Source organism: Caulobacter hibisci, assembly GCF_016135805.1.
Taxonomy (GTDB): Bacteria; Pseudomonadota; Alphaproteobacteria; order Caulobacterales; family Caulobacteraceae; genus Caulobacter; species Caulobacter hibisci.
Map to the genome: position 1 here is coordinate 163873 of NZ_JADWOX010000001.1, position 13472 is coordinate 177344.

Below are 13472 nucleotides of genomic sequence, written 5' to 3' on the forward strand. Positions count from 1 at the left end.
GGCCCGCTTCCTGAGGAGGCGGGCCCGTCTTGAGTCTTTCCATCCGGATCCGCCGGATCCCGCGCCGGGGCCCTCCGCCTGGAAGGGCGAAGGGCCCCGCGCCGGCCGGCCGCCGCTAGGGCAGCCGCTCCAGGCGCAGGATGAAGTTGGCCTGCGGATGCATCCGCGGCAGCTGCAGGCCCACCGTCATCAGGTTGCGGCCATCCAGGGCGACGCCCGCGCGCAGCACGTCCACCAGGCTGGAGCGGGTGACGAAGGCCTTGGGCCACACCAGTCGCACCTGATAGCGGGCGTCGGCGTCGAGCCCCGTCAGCCGCAGGCGGCCGGCGAAATAGGCGTCCTGCTCGCGCACCAGGGTGTAGCTGAACACCGCCTGGCCGCGGTCCTTGGACACGATCCCGAAGGCGCTCTCGTTGGCCGGCCGGTCCAGGCGATGCAGGTCGCCCGTGTGGATGAGTTCGCGCAGCGTCTTGTGCAGCGCCACGCCCTCGGCCAGTTCGGCGCGCTCGTCGTCGGTCAGGGCCAGCAGGTTGGCCTCGATGCCGAAGTGGCCGAACAGGGCGGTCGACACCCGGGTGGCCATCGATACGCGGCGTCCGGTGATGTGGCAGTCGGTCGGCCCGACGTGCGCGCCCATCAGCTCGGCCGGCAGGAACAGCGAAGCGCCCTTCTGGATCGACAGGCGGTCCAGGGCGTCGTTGCTGTCCGAGGTCCAGATGCGGTCGGTGCGCTCCAGCACGCCCAGGTCGGCGCGGCCGCCGCCCGAGGCGCAGCTCTCGATTTCGACCGCCGGGTGGGCGGTCCGCAGCCGGTCCAGCACCGCATACAGGCCCAGCACGTGGGCGTGCGCGCCGGCCGAGCCGTCCTGGCCGCCTGGGTGGCTGATGTCGCGGTTCATGTCCCACTTGAGGTAGGCGATCGGGTGCTCGGTCAGCAGGGCGTCCAGCCGGGCGTAGAGGTGCTCGCGCACCTCGGCGCGGCCGAAGTCCAGCACCAGCTGGTTGCGGAACGACAGCTGCGGGGCGGGCGCGCAGCCCAGCACCCATTCCGGATGGGCGCGGAACAGGTCGCTGGCCGGATTGACCATCTCGGGCTCGACCCACAGGCCAAACTCCATGCCGGCGGCCAGCACGCGGTCGGTCAGGGGCTTGAGGCCATTGGGATAGACGCCTGCGTCGACGTACCAGTCGCCCAGGCCGGCGGTGTCGTCGCGGCGGCCGTTGAACCAGCCGTCGTCGAGCACGAAGCGCTCGGCCCCGATCGCCGCGGCGGCGTCGACCAGCTGGGCCAGCTTGTCCTGGTCATGGTCGAAATAGACCGCTTCCCAGGTGTTGTAGTGCACCGGGCGCGGCTTGGCCCGCAGGCGGGCGTGCTCGGGACGGGCGCGGACCAGGTCGTGATAGGCGCGCGACAGGCCGCTGAGGCCGGCGTCGGACCAGGCGGCGTAGAGCTTGGGGCTGTCATAGGCCGCGCCGGGCGCCAGGCGCATCTCGCCGGGCATGAACAGCTCGCCCAGCTGCACGAAGGCGCGGGCGTCCGACAGGGTTTCGGCATGGATGCGGTGGTTGCCGCTCCAGCCCAGGTGGAAGCCGTAGACCTCGCCGGTCGCTTCGCTGGCCGGGGCGCATTCGGCGATCAGGCCGGGGAAGGCGTCGTGCGAGCTGCGGCCGCGGCGGTTCTCGCGAACCGTGGCGCCCTGTCCCAGCGGCGTGCGGCGCATCTGGAACTCGCCCGACCAGCGGCCGTCGAGGTTGATCAGGTGCGTGGCCTCGGGCGGCAGGGGCAGGGTCGGGGCCGGGCAGGCGTCGATGGTCAGGGCCTGGTCGCCGGTGTTGATCACCTTGGTCGTGGCGACCAGCACGTCCTGGTCGGCGTCCAGCTCCAGGCGGTGAACCAGGGTCAGGGCGTCGTGATCGTCGATCGAGACGATCTCGACCACCGAGGGCGAAATCCGCTCGACCCGCTCGATCCGGGTGAAGGTCGCCCAGCCCAGGCCGTCGCGATGGGCCTGCAGGCCCGGCGAACCCGGAAAGCCGTGGCCCAGCAGGGGCGACAGGGCCAGCGGCGCCGGCGCGATGGGCGAGCAGGGCGCGGCTTCGTGCGTGGCCAGCAGCACCAGCTCGGCCGGATCCAGGTCCGGGCTCAGCTTCGGGCCCCAATGCAGCACCGCGGGCGCATCGCCCCGGCAATCGACGATCAGGCTGGTGGTTCGGCCGTCAAGCCGGATGAACGGTGGGGACATCAATGGGGTCCATGGCTGGTGAGCGACGGTTGACTCGAATGGTTTGTACGATAAATAAGACTCAATAAAAAGCGCCCATGTGTGCGTCGATATAAAATGATCGACCTTCACGTGCGTATCGGTCGTAGATTTGAATTACGTAACGTAAAGTTACGTATCGGAGGAAAAATTGCTCGGCGTTTGCTATTACCCGGAACAGTGGTCTCAAAGTCTTTGGCGCGAAGATGCTCGCCGAATGAAGGACTTGGGTCTGACCTATGTTCGGATCGGCGAGTTTGCCTGGTCGCGCTTCGAGCCCGAGCCCGGCGTCTACGACTTCGCCTGGTTCGACGAGAGCATCGCGATCCTCGGCGAGGCCGGCCTCAAGGTGGTGATCGGCACGCCCACCGCCACGCCGCCCAAGTGGCTGATCGATCGCCATCCCGAGATCCTGCCCGTTGATCCCGACACCGGCCGCGTGCGCGGCTTCGGCTCGCGGCGGCACTACGACTTCTCCAGCGACGTCTATCTGCGCGAGTGCGAGCGGATCGTGCTGGCCCTGGCCGAACGCTATGGCGAAAACCCGCATGTCGCCGGCTGGCAGACCGATAACGAACTCAGCTGCCACGACACGACGCTCAGCGCCTCGCCGGCCGCCAAGACGGCGTTCCAGGCCTGGTGCGCGGCCCGTTACGGCGACTTACAGGCGCTGAACACCGCCTGGGGCAACGTCTTCTGGTCGATGGAGTATCGCAGCTTCGACGAGATCGAGCTGCCGGTCGGCGCGGTCACCGAGACCAGCCCGGCGCACCGCATGGCCTATCGCCGCTTCTCGTCGGACCAGGTCGTGCGCTTCCACGACGCCCAGGTGAAGATCCTGCGCGCCCATTCGCCGGGCCGCTTCGTCACCCACAACTTCATCCCGATGAACGAGACCGGGGTCGACAACCACGCCGTGGCCGCCGATCTCGATTTCGCCGCCTACGACAACTATCCGCTGGGCCGCACCGACCTGCTGATGGCGGGCGACGACCCCGAGGCCTTCCGCCCCTACATGCGTACGGGCCACCCGGACTTCGGCACCTTCTTCTTCGATCAGACCCGTGGCCTGGCGCCCGGCGCCTTCTGGATCATGGAGCAGCAGCCGGGTCCGGTGAACTGGGCCAACCACAACCCGCGTCCGGCCCCCGGCATGGTGCGGCTGTGGACGCTGGAGGCCTTCGCCCACGGCGCCGGCGTGGTCAGCTATTTCCGCTGGCGCCAGGCCCCGTTCGCCCAGGAGCAGATGCACGCGGGCCTGCTGCGTCCCGACAGCACCCACGCCGCCGCCTGGCCCGAGATCGAGACCGTGCTCGGCGAGCTGGCGACGCTGGACCTGGAGCAGAACCCCACCGTCCGCGCCAAGGTGGCGCTGATGGTCGACGTCAACGCCCAGTGGCTCGGCGAGATCGAGCGCCAGGGCAAGAGCTACGACTACACCCACATCCTGCTCGACCACTACCGGGCCCTGCGCGCCCTGGGCCTGGACGTCGATTTCGTGCCGCCGGAAGGCGACGTCTCCGGCTACGCCCTGGTGGTGATCCCGGCCCTGTCCACGCCCAGCGCAAAGACCCTGGCCAACCTGGCGGCCAGCGGGGCGATCGTGGTGTTTGGTCCGCGTTCGGGCGCCAAGACCCTCGACGTGACCCTGCCGGAAGGCCTGCCGCCCGGTCCGCTGCGCGAGCTGATGCCGATCCGCGTGCTGTCGGTCGAGACCCTGCGCCCCGACTGCTCGGGCGCGCTGACCTGGAACGGCAAGGCCTATGCCAGCCGCTGCTGGCGCGAGGAGGTCGAGCTGGCGGGCGAGGGCGAAGTGCTCGCGCGCTTCGACGAGGGCGGTCCCGCCATCGTCCGCTCGGGCCGCGCGGTCTATGTGGCCAGTCTGACCGACCGCGACTTCCTGGCCGACTTCCTCGAGGGCCTGTGCGCCGAGGCCGGCGTCGCCACCCAGCGCCTGCACAAGGACGTGCGGGTGCGTCGCCGCGGCGGTCTGGCGTTCGCCTTCAACTACAGCGACGCGCGGACGCCCGCGCCGGCCCCGGAGGGCGCGGACTTCGTGCTCGGCGGCGCCGTGATCGGCCCGCGCGACGTCGCCGTCTGGCGGGACCCGTCGTGATGCGTCTGGCCGCCCTGGTCCTGGCTCTAGTCCTGGCTCCGCTCGCGGGCCGGGCCCAGCCGCTGGCGGACGCTCCGGCGCTGTCGGCGCCGGGCGCCTATGCCGTCGGGGTGCGAACCCTGACCTTCGCCAATCCTGGCCAGCCCGACCTGCTGGCCAGCGACCTGGCCAACGGCAAGATCGCGCGCCGCGACCGGGTGCTGCCGGTCACGGTCTGGTATCCGACGGCCAAGCCCAAGGCGGGCGCGGCCGTCGTCCGCTACATGCAGCCGGGGACGACCCCGGCCGCGCCGCCCGTCTTCTATCGCACCGGCGGCGCCTATCCCGACGCCGCGCCGGTCAGCGGCCAGCACTTCCCCTTGGTGGTGCTGTCGCACGGCTACCGCAACTGGGCGACCAGCTTCGCCGACTTGGCCGAGAACCTGGCGTCCAAGGGTTATGTCGTGGCCTCGATCGAGCACCGCGACCTCGAACCCAAGACCTTGGCCAACCCGCAGCTGTCGTTCGCCACCACCCTGATCACCCGCGTCGCCGACCAGCGCTTCGTGATCGCCGAGCTGACCCGCACGGCGGGCGAGGGGCCCTTGCGCGACGTCTACGACCCCGACGACATCGCCCTGGTCGGCTATTCGATGGGCGGCTTCGGCGCTCTGACGACCCTGGGCGCGGGCCTGGATCCGCAAGGTCCGCTCTACAAGCTCGCGCCGTTCGACCTGCTCAAGCCCTTCACCACGCTGGATCCCGACTTCGCCGCCGGCCTGCCCAAGGGCGTCAAGGCGATGGTCGCCCTCGCCCCCTGGGGCGGCGCGCCGCCGCTACGCGCCTGGAGCGCCGAGGGCCTGGCCCAGGTGTCGGTCCCGACCCTGCTGGTGGTGGGCGACCAGGACGACGTCAGCGGCTATGATCCGGGCGTGGCCTGGCTCTACGCCAACCTGGCCGGCGCCGACCGGCGGATGCTGGTCTACGAGAACGCCCGCCACAACATCGCGCTGGACGGGGTCACGCCCGCCCAGGCCGGCGACTTCAAGGAGATCGAGCGCCACGAGGAGCCGGTCTGGCGTCGCGATCGCATCCTGGCGATCAACCGCCACTTCATCACCGCCTTCCTCGACCAGAACCTCAAGGGCGACGGCGCCCACGGCGCCTATCTGGCCGTGCCGACCCCGCGCGCCGCGGACGGAACCTGGTCGCTGGCGCCCGGCGCCTCGGTCGGCGATCGCCTCGCCGGCCCGGACGACGCCAATACCGCCGACTACTGGCCCGGCTTCCAGCGTCGCTGGGCCCTGGGCCTTCGCCTGCTTCACGCCGCGCCGGGCTCGCCGCCCGACGCGCCGCGATAGACGATCTCTCTACGACACCAGAACAAGAACGACCGGAAACGCTCAAGCCATGCACCTTCAAGAGACCCAAGCCTGGATCGCCGCCGGATTGACGGCCCTGATCGGGCTGATCACCTACCTGAAGTGCCGAGGGCAGGGGCGCGGGGCCGAAGGGGGGAACAAGGAGTTCTTCCTGGCGGGCGGCGGCCTGTCGTGGCTGTTCGTCGCCGGCTCGATCACCATCACCAACCTCAGCACCGACCAGCTGGTCGGCATGAACGGCAACCAGATGGCCCTGCTGGCCTGGTGGGAGCTGTCGGGCGTGGTCGGCCTGTCGATCCTGGCCTGGGTGTTCCTGCCGATCTACTACAAGCACAACTGCACGACCGTGACCGAGCTTCTGGAGAAGAAGTACGGCAATGTCGGCGTGCGCTCGACCATCGGCACGATCTTCCTGATCGGCAACGTCGTCATCTACCAGCCGATCATGCTCTACACGGGCGCGCTGATGATGAAGTCGATGTTCGGGCTCGAGATCCCGATCATGGTGCTGGCCCTGGCCTTCGCCGTGGCCGGTTCGCTCTACGCCATCTTCGGCGGCCTGCGCGCCGTGGCCGTGACCGACACCTACAGCGGCATCCTGCTGCTGGCCATGTGCATGCTGGTGGTCTTCCTGTCACTGAAGGCGATCGGCTTCGACTTCAGCGGCATCCCGGCCGAGCGCCTGACCATGATCGGCGGCAACGACTCGCCGCTGCCCTGGCACGTGCTGCTGACCGGCATGATCTTCATCCAGATGTTCTACTGGTCGACCAACCAGACCATCACCCAGCGGGCCATGGCCGCGCCGAACCTGAAGGAGGCCCAGAAGGGCGTCTTCGCCGCCACCGTCGTGCGCCTGCTGATCGTGCCGCCGATGGTCGTGATCCCCGGCATCGTCTCGTACAAGCTGTTCGGCCACCTGGGCGACGCCGCCTACGGCAAGATCGTCTGGCACGTCCTGCCCAACTGGATGTCGGGCATCTTCGCCGCCGCCATCGCCTCGGCCGTGCTGGCCCACTTCGCCAGCGTGCTGAACTCGTCGGCCGCGCTCTATGTCTGCGACATCCACGAGAAGTACATCAACCCCAAGCCCAACGTGCCGCGCCTGAGCATGCTGGTCAGCATCGGGTTCGTGATCCTCTCGCTGCTCCTGGTGCCGATCTATGACGGCGCCGACAGCATCATCAACCTGGTCCAGAAGCTGAACGGCCTGACCAGCATGCCCGTGCTGTCGGTGTTCATCGTCGGCCTGCTGTTCCGCAATGTCGACGCCCGCGCGGCCATCGCCGGCCTCGTGTTCGGCGTGGCGCTGTACGCCGTGTTCAGCTTCGGCTGGGCGCCGCTGCACTACATCCACATGATGTTCATCACGCTGTGGACCACGGTGGCGTTCTCGCTGCTGCTCAACCGCGTGGTCTTCGGCAAGCGGGCCGAGTTCATCCTCACCCGCAAGCCCGCCGCCGCCTGATCCGTCAGGCCGGCCCGGCGCGTGATCGTCACCGCACGATCACGCGCCGTCTTTCCATCGGCGCCTAGCGCTCGATCTTCAGGATGTCGCCCGGCTCGCAGTCGAGCACGGCGCAGATCTTCTCCAGGGTCTCGAACCGCACGCCCTTCACCTTGCCCTGCTTGAGCAGGGACAGATTGGCCTCGGTGATGCCGACCTGGACGGCCAGGTCCTTGGACTTGACGTTCCGGTCGGCCATCACGACGCCCAGCTTCACGACGATCCGCATCAGACGATCTGGGCGTGGTCTTCGGCGATGCGCGAGGCGCGCACCATGATCAGGGCGATGATCGTCATGGCGACGGCGTACACGCCGCTGAGGAAGCCCGGCGCACCCTTGAACGTCGCCTTGATCACGTTCAGTTCGGTCTCGACCGGCTGGTGGGTGAGCAGCTCAACGAGACCGTCCATCAGGCTGGCGGCCGCTTGACCCAGAAGCTCCGCGAACGGGCTGGCCAGGACGAAGATCAGTCCCGCCAAGGCGAAGTGCGTCAGATGGGTCACGGTCTTGCGCTGCAGGTATCGGCCGCGGGCCAGCGAGAAGAAGCAGGCGGCCCCTTGCCCGAAGGCGTAGGCCAGGATCGCTGACGGCAGCATGACGAGGGCGATGCCCATCATCGCCGGAACGCCGCTTTTTGGCATCGAGGAGCCCGTGATCGTTTTGCATTCAGCTGATCCGGAAGGGCAGTCCTTATACGTGCTCTCGATGCTCACACTGATGTTCCGGTTTGGATCCCAGTGGAGCGGCTCGCCCGTCGTCATCGTGCGCATGATGGCCGCGAAACAGATCACGATCACGGTCGCGAGGACCACGCTCGCCAGCCCGCAGACGCCGGCCATCAGGCCGCTGAAGCCGCGTAGGGCGATGTCCCGCCGGCCGGCGGAGTGGTTCGAGCTCGCTATGGTGGTCATGCCTTGCCTCGATCAATTCAGCGTAGATTATCAATTCACGATAATTTATCATCGTCAAGCGATGGTCGTGATTTCTCTTTCACACTCGCCAAACCGTCACATCCGCGCGCTAATCAGCCGGCATGACCCTTCTGACCCGCCGCGCCATGACGACCGCCGCCCTCGCCGGCACCATGGGCGCCAGCATGATCCCCGCCATGGTTCGCGCCGGCGTGCGCAAGCCGATCGTGATCGCCCACCGCGGCGCATCGGGCTATCGACCCGAGCACACCCTGCTGGCCTACGGCCTGGCGGTGGACCAGGGCTGCGATTTCATCGAGCCGGACCTGGTGGTGACCAAGGACGGCCATCTGGTGGTGCGCCACGAGAACGAGATCGGCGGCACGACCGACGTCGCCTCCCGCCCCGAGTTCGCCGCCCGCAAGGCGACCAAGACCATCGACGGCGAAAGCCTGACCGGCTGGTTCACCGAGGACTTCACCCTCGCCGAGATCAAGACCCTGCGGGCCCGCGAGCGCCTGCCGCAGCTGCGCCCGGCCAGCGCCGCCTTCGACGGCCAGGCCCAGGTTCTCACCTTCGACGAGGTGGTCGCCTTCGCCCGCGCCGAGAGCAAGCGGGTGGGCCGCACGATCGGCGTCTATCCGGAGATGAAGCACCCCAGCTACTTCGCCTCGGTCGGCCTGGCCATCGAGGGCCGGATGGTCGAGGCGCTGAAGCGCAACGACCTCAACTCCAAGACCGCCCCGGTGTTCGTGCAGTGCTTCGAGGTCGGCCCGCTGAAGACCGTGCGCCTGAAGACGCCGGCGCGCCTCGTCCTGCTGGTCGCCGGCCAGGGCGGGCCCGCCGACCTGCCGACCGTGAAATATGCCGATCTCGTCACGCCCGAGGGCCTGAAGGGCGTGGCCGCCTATGCCGACGGCCTGGGTCCGGAGAAGACCATGGTCGTGCCGCAGGACGCCCAGACCCTGCTGCCGGCCACCTCGCTGGTCAGGGACGCCCACGCGGCGGGCCTGCTGGTCCACCCCTGGACCGTACGCGCCGAGAACTACTTCCTGCCGGCGTCCCTGCGGAAGGGCGACCCGGCCGCCGCCGACTACCTGGCCAAGGCCGGCGATGCGACGGCGGTGCTGAAGGCGCTGTACGCCGCCGGCGTCGATGGGGTGTTCAGCGACTTCCCGGACCTGGCGGCGGCGGCGCGATGAGCTTCAGCGAGCCGACGACCCGCGCGTAGGTCAGCGGCATGTTGGTCTCGAAGCCGGTGCTGGTCAGGATGAAGAGGCGCTTTTCCGCCAGGACGAGACGTGTCTTCATGACGATCTTCTCGTCGGCTTCGGAACGATAGGTCACGTCGCGCGCCGCGCCGCCCGCGAAGGTCGCCGGCGCGCTTTCGATCAGCCGCGCCTTCAGGTCCTCGCCGATCTGCGCCGTCATGCCGTCGAGGACGCCGTCGATCGGCAATGCGTCCTGGATGGCGCCGAGGTCGATCGCCGTGATCGTCACCTGGCCGTCGCGGTCGCGGTATTCGAGCGAGAGCGAAGCCGGCGGCGAGGCGTCTTCCTGGCGTATGGGCTCCGTCGGCAGGTCCACCGAGAAGCCGTAGGCGGTTTCGCTGTGAGCTCGCCACTGGTCGGGCATGGCGTAGGAAGGCGGCTGGGCCGTGGCCTGCGGCGCCAAGGCCAGCATCATTGTCGCCCCGATCGCGGCGGCCGCCGCACGTATCGAAAAAGACATGCGAAGCTCCCGTTCGCCCGACCTGCCCAGGCAGGCTGTAGCACAGCCGACAACTTGAGCGAGATCGTCGTTTTCAGTTTCGACCCGCCCGATTGTCACGCGCGGGCGTTGCAAACGGCGCATGCTGGCCCTTCCAGAACCGGGAGGCCCGCATGTCCGAACCGTTCCAGCTTTCCCTCGCCCCGCGCCAACTGACCCAGACCATCAATCCGTGGTCGTGGAGCTTCGGCGACCTGTCGCTGTTCACGATCAATCTCGGCCAGTCGGGCAAGCCCGAGATCGAGGCCAGGGTACTGAACGAGGTGGGCAGCTACGGCCGCCAGATCGGCCGCATCAGCGAGGCGCTGCTGGCCCTGGTCGACTGGGCCGAGAAGCAGCCGGACGGCGCCGCGAGCCCGGCCTTCCAGGCCCTGCGCGATCAGGTCGCCCATGTGGCCCTGATCAAGAAGGCCGTCGAGGCCGAGAAGGACGACAAGGCCGCCTAGGCGGCCTGCTTCAGGACGTGCAGGCGGTAGCCGCCGCGCAGGCCGGCGGTGAAGCACAGCAGGGCCAGGACGCTGATGACCAGGCTAAAGCCCAGTTGCAGGGGCGAGGTCAGGGCGCTGCTCGCCTTGGCGTTGGCCAGGCCGGTGAGCATGGCCAGCAGGCCGTAGGCGGCGAACAGCAGCATCAGCAGCGGGATGAACCGCGTCTTCTTGCGCCACTGGATGAAGCCGAACAGGACGTAGGCCAGGGCGATGATGACGCTGACGATGATGGTGGTCCAGGCGATCCCCGGCCCCATGGCGCTCATCAGGGCCTGTGTGGCTTCCGCATTGGGCTGAGAAGCGGCGCTGAGCGCCATCTGGCGGTTCATCTCGGCGACGAAGACGTCGATCCGCAGATAGAGCGTGACGGCGCCGACGGCGCTCCCGAGCGCGGTCAGCCAGGCGCCGACGGCGCCGGCGCGAGCGGCCCGCGAGGCGGCCTCTTCGTCGGGCAGCTTGGCGAACGGATTCAGGACGGTCAGCTTGTCGATCATTACGCACCCCCACTCACGCCCCTGAGGCGAAGCTTGGGAGCTTTCTCCGGGAGCGTGCGTCGCGTCAATCGCTCTAGGCCGCCTCGACCCCGAACTGCAGCCGCGCCAGGCGGGCGTAGAGGCCGCCCTTGGCCACGAGGACGGCATGGGTGCCTTCCTCGACCACCCGGCCGTCTTCCATCACCACGATGCGGTCGGCCTGCAGCACGGTGGCCAGGCGGTGGGCGATAACGAGCGTGGTCCGCCCGCTCATGGCCGCGTCGAGGGCCTGCTGCACCAGGCGCTCGTTCTCGGCGTCCAGGGCGCTGGTGGCCTCGTCGAGCAGCAGGATCGGGGCCTGGCGGACCAGGGCGCGGGCGATGGCCAGGCGCTGGCGCTGGCCGCCCGACAGGGTCTTGGCGCGCTCGCCCACGGGGGTGTCGAAGCCCTGGGGCAGGGCGGTGATGAAGCCGGTGGCCTGGGCCGCCTCGGCGGCGGCGCGGGCCTCCTCCTCGGTGGCGTCCTCGCGGCCGAAGCGGATGTTGTCCATGGCCGAGCCCGAGAACAGCGGCGAGTCCTGGGCGACCAGGGCCATGGCCGCGCGCACCTCGGAGGGCTCGGCGTCGCGCAGGTCGACGCCGTCCAGGCGCACCGCGCCCCCCTGCGGGTCGTAGAAGCGCAGCAGCAGGCGCAGGACGGTGCTCTTGCCCGCGCCCGAGGGGCCGACCAGGGCGACGGTCTCTCCGGGGCTCACGGTCAGGCTGAAGCCGTTCAGGGCCGGCAGGTCCGGGCGGCCGGGATAGGCGAAGGCCACGTCCTGGAAGGCGATCTCGCCGCGCACCGGCGCGGGCAGGGTCTTGGGCGCGGCCGGCGGGGCGATGCCGGGACGGGCGTTGAGCAGGTCGGAGATGCGGTCCATCGCCCCGGAGGCCTTCTGCACGTCGCCCCAGACCTCGCCCAGGGCGCCGACCGAGCCGGCGGCCATCACCGCCAGCATGGCGAACTGGGCCAGGGTGCCCGGCGTCATCTCGCCCTTCAGCACAAGCTGCGCGCCGAACCACAGCAGCAGGGTGACGCCGCCAAACGCCAGGGTGATGACCACGGCGGTCATCAGGGCCCGCGCGCTGATCCGACGCACCGAGGCGCCATAGGCGCTCTCGACGGCCGAGCCGAACCGGCGGTCGGCCTCGCCCTCGCGCACGAAGGCCTGGACGGTGTCCAGCGCGTCCAGGCTCTCGCCGGCATAGCCGACGGCGTCGGCGAAGCGGTCCTGGGCGGTGGCTGACAGCTTGCGGACGTTGCGGCCCATCAGGAACATCGGGGCCAGCACCACCGGCACCATCAGCACGATGAAGCCCGCCAGCTTGGGGCTGACCACGGCCATGTATCCAAGGCCCCCGACCAGGCTCAGGGTGTTGCGCAGGGCGATCGAGGCCGAGGCCCCGACCAGCTGGTCGATCAGCGAGACGTCGGCGGTCATCCGCGACAGCACCTCGCCGGTGCGTGTCTTGAGGAAATAGGCCGGGTCCAGCGTCAGCACGTGGCCATAGAGCGTGCGGCGCAGGTCGGCGACGACCCGCTCGCCCAGGCGCGTGACGAAGAAGAACCGCGCGGCGGTGGCCACGGCCAGCACCAGGGCGACCGCGCCCAGGGTCAGGAAGGCATTGTTGACCGCGCCCTCGGCGCCGCGCGCGAATCCCTTGTCGATCACGCCCTTGAAGGCGGCGGTCAGGCCCAGGGTGGCGCCGGTCGAGAACAGCAGGCAGAAGCCGGCGGCCAGGGCGTCGCCGATATGGCGGCGAACGAACGGCAAAAGGTGGGCGAGGGGCCGTATGTCCTTGCGGCGTGGGCGGCGGGCGGCCGATTCCGACAGGTTCTGGGCCAATTCGGCCCCCGCGCCGGGGCGGCCTTCGACCGAAATCTCGCCGCCGTTAACGTCGCTCATCAACAGGGTCCTTGCCAAAAACGCGCGGGTTCTTTATAGCCGCGCGTCTTCGAGGGCCACCCCGCACGGCGGCGCTCACCCACATTTCACGCCGCCCTCTAGTCGGTTGGACCGCCCGATGAAACAAGACATTCACCCCGACTACCACTTCATCAACGTCACCCTGACCGATGGTTCGAGCTATCAAACGCGCTCGACCTACGGCAAGGAAGGCGCGACCCTCGCGCTCGACATCGATCCGCGCACCCACCCGGCGTGGACCGGCGGCAACGCGCAACTGATGGACCGTGGCGGCCGCGTCTCGCGCTTCAACGCCAAGTTCGCCGGTTTCACCGCGAAGAAGTAAGACCGCAAGGTCTCGCCGTAAGGGCGACGAAAAGCCGGCTCCGCGTTTGCGGGCCGGCTTTTTCTGTATCTGGGCCTCAGATCTTGCCCCTTTGGGGGAGGGCCGGAGGGCGCGAGACTGGGCGCTGCCTGATCCCTCTCCCCTTGCGGGAGAGGGTGGCCTGCGAAGCAGGTCGGGTGAGGGGTCTCTCAAAACTGAAAGCCACGTGAAGCGGTCAGGCCGGGCGCGAAGTCGGATGCCTGAGAAACCCCTCATCCGTCGGCCTTCGGCCGCCACCTTCTCCCGCAAGGGGAG

12 protein-coding genes are annotated in these 13472 nt (G+C 69.0%); 6 read left to right on the plus strand and 6 right to left on the minus strand.

From position 1 onward, the window contains the following. Positions 1–115: 115 nt before the first annotated feature. On the minus strand, positions 116–2242 hold the full coding sequence (locus I4Q42_RS00770; RefSeq protein WP_198574164.1) for an alpha-galactosidase: 2127 nt from the start codon (positions 2240–2242) through the stop codon (positions 116–118). Positions 2243–2411: 169 nt separating this feature from the next. Here I4Q42_RS00770 and I4Q42_RS00775 point away from each other — a divergent pair, with 169 nt between their 5' ends. From I4Q42_RS00775 to I4Q42_RS00785, 3 genes are read left to right on the plus strand one after another with little or no spacing between them, the layout of a single operon-like run. After that, complete coding sequence (locus I4Q42_RS00775) at positions 2412–4376, plus strand: beta-galactosidase (protein ID WP_198574165.1); 1965 nt, start codon at positions 2412–2414, stop codon at positions 4374–4376. Continuing rightward, positions 4376–5716 carry an alpha/beta hydrolase family protein gene (locus I4Q42_RS00780; protein WP_198574166.1) on the plus strand — a complete coding sequence of 447 codons (1341 nt, stop codon included), beginning with the start codon at positions 4376–4378 and terminating at the stop codon, positions 5714–5716. Before I4Q42_RS00775 ends, I4Q42_RS00780 begins: the two co-directional genes overlap by 1 nt. A gap of 49 nt (positions 5717–5765) precedes the next feature. After that, a complete protein-coding gene (locus I4Q42_RS00785) occupies positions 5766–7205 on the plus strand; it encodes an SLC5 family protein (protein ID WP_198574167.1) in 1440 nt (479 codons plus the stop codon). A gap of 64 nt (positions 7206–7269) precedes the next feature. On the opposite strand, the gene I4Q42_RS00790 is transcribed toward I4Q42_RS00785, so the two are convergent. Together I4Q42_RS00790 and I4Q42_RS00795 are read right to left on the minus strand one after the other, a co-directional pair. Then, a complete protein-coding gene (locus tag I4Q42_RS00790; protein ID WP_198574168.1) occupies positions 7270–7473 on the minus strand; it encodes a helix-turn-helix domain-containing protein in 204 nt (67 codons plus the stop codon). After that, positions 7473–8156, minus strand: a complete 684-nt coding sequence (locus tag I4Q42_RS00795) for a hypothetical protein (protein ID WP_198574169.1) — start codon at positions 8154–8156, stop codon at positions 7473–7475. The genes I4Q42_RS00790 and I4Q42_RS00795 overlap by 1 nt, the downstream gene beginning before the upstream one ends. 122 nt (positions 8157–8278) lie before the next feature. Here I4Q42_RS00795 and I4Q42_RS00800 point away from each other — a divergent pair, with 122 nt between their 5' ends. Further along, positions 8279–9358 (plus strand): glycerophosphodiester phosphodiesterase, encoded by a 1080-nt coding sequence (locus I4Q42_RS00800; protein ID WP_198574170.1) that lies wholly within the window; start codon positions 8279–8281, stop codon positions 9356–9358. Here the strand turns inward: I4Q42_RS00800 and I4Q42_RS00805 are convergent. Then, complete coding sequence (locus I4Q42_RS00805) at positions 9321–10010, minus strand: hypothetical protein (protein WP_198574171.1); 690 nt, start codon at positions 10008–10010, stop codon at positions 9321–9323. The genes I4Q42_RS00800 and I4Q42_RS00805 overlap by 38 nt on opposite strands. A gap of 29 nt (positions 10011–10039) precedes the next feature. Here I4Q42_RS00805 and I4Q42_RS00810 point away from each other — a divergent pair, with 29 nt between their 5' ends. Continuing rightward, positions 10040–10372 carry a hypothetical protein gene (locus I4Q42_RS00810; protein WP_198574172.1) on the plus strand — a complete coding sequence of 111 codons (333 nt, stop codon included), beginning with the start codon at positions 10040–10042 and terminating at the stop codon, positions 10370–10372. Here I4Q42_RS00810 and I4Q42_RS00815 read toward each other — a convergent pair. Both I4Q42_RS00815 and I4Q42_RS00820 read right to left on the minus strand, forming a co-directional pair. Beyond that, positions 10369–10908: a hypothetical protein gene (locus I4Q42_RS00815; RefSeq protein ID WP_198574173.1), complete on the minus strand. Its 540-nt coding sequence runs from the start codon at positions 10906–10908 to the stop codon at positions 10369–10371. The two genes, I4Q42_RS00810 and I4Q42_RS00815, sit on opposite strands and share 4 nt — an antisense overlap. Positions 10909–10981: 73 nt before the next feature. Then, the gene (locus I4Q42_RS00820; RefSeq protein WP_198574174.1) at positions 10982–12835 is read right to left on the minus strand and encodes an ABC transporter transmembrane domain-containing protein; all 1854 of its coding nucleotides are present in this window, start codon (positions 12833–12835) and stop codon (positions 10982–10984) included. Between the two features lie 115 nt (positions 12836–12950). Between I4Q42_RS00820 and rpmE the strand changes: the two genes are divergently transcribed. Continuing rightward, complete coding sequence (gene rpmE, locus I4Q42_RS00825; RefSeq protein WP_198574175.1) at positions 12951–13178, plus strand: 50S ribosomal protein L31; 228 nt, start codon at positions 12951–12953, stop codon at positions 13176–13178. Positions 13179–13472 lie beyond the last annotated feature (294 nt).

Excerpts from the sequence above, each read along its gene's own strand:
- rpmE (WP_198574175.1), top strand. The coding sequence starts at position 12,951 with ATGAAACAAGACATTCACCCCGACTACCACTTCATCAACGTCACCCTG.
- I4Q42_RS00805 (WP_198574171.1), bottom strand. The coding sequence starts at position 10,010 with ATGCGCCGTTTGCAACGCCCGCGCGTGACAATCGGGCGGGTCGAAACT.
- I4Q42_RS00810 (WP_198574172.1), top strand. The coding sequence starts at position 10,040 with ATGTCCGAACCGTTCCAGCTTTCCCTCGCCCCGCGCCAACTGACCCAG.
- I4Q42_RS00795 (WP_198574169.1), bottom strand. The coding sequence starts at position 8,156 with ATGACCACCATAGCGAGCTCGAACCACTCCGCCGGCCGGCGGGACATC.
- I4Q42_RS00815 (WP_198574173.1), bottom strand. The coding sequence starts at position 10,908 with ATGATCGACAAGCTGACCGTCCTGAATCCGTTCGCCAAGCTGCCCGAC.
- I4Q42_RS00780 (WP_198574166.1), top strand. The coding sequence starts at position 4,376 with ATGCGTCTGGCCGCCCTGGTCCTGGCTCTAGTCCTGGCTCCGCTCGCG.
- I4Q42_RS00790 (WP_198574168.1), bottom strand. The coding sequence starts at position 7,473 with ATGCGGATCGTCGTGAAGCTGGGCGTCGTGATGGCCGACCGGAACGTC.
- I4Q42_RS00770 (WP_198574164.1), bottom strand. The coding sequence starts at position 2,242 with ATGTCCCCACCGTTCATCCGGCTTGACGGCCGAACCACCAGCCTGATC.
- I4Q42_RS00785 (WP_198574167.1), top strand. The coding sequence starts at position 5,766 with ATGCACCTTCAAGAGACCCAAGCCTGGATCGCCGCCGGATTGACGGCC.
- I4Q42_RS00800 (WP_198574170.1), top strand. The coding sequence starts at position 8,279 with ATGACCCTTCTGACCCGCCGCGCCATGACGACCGCCGCCCTCGCCGGC.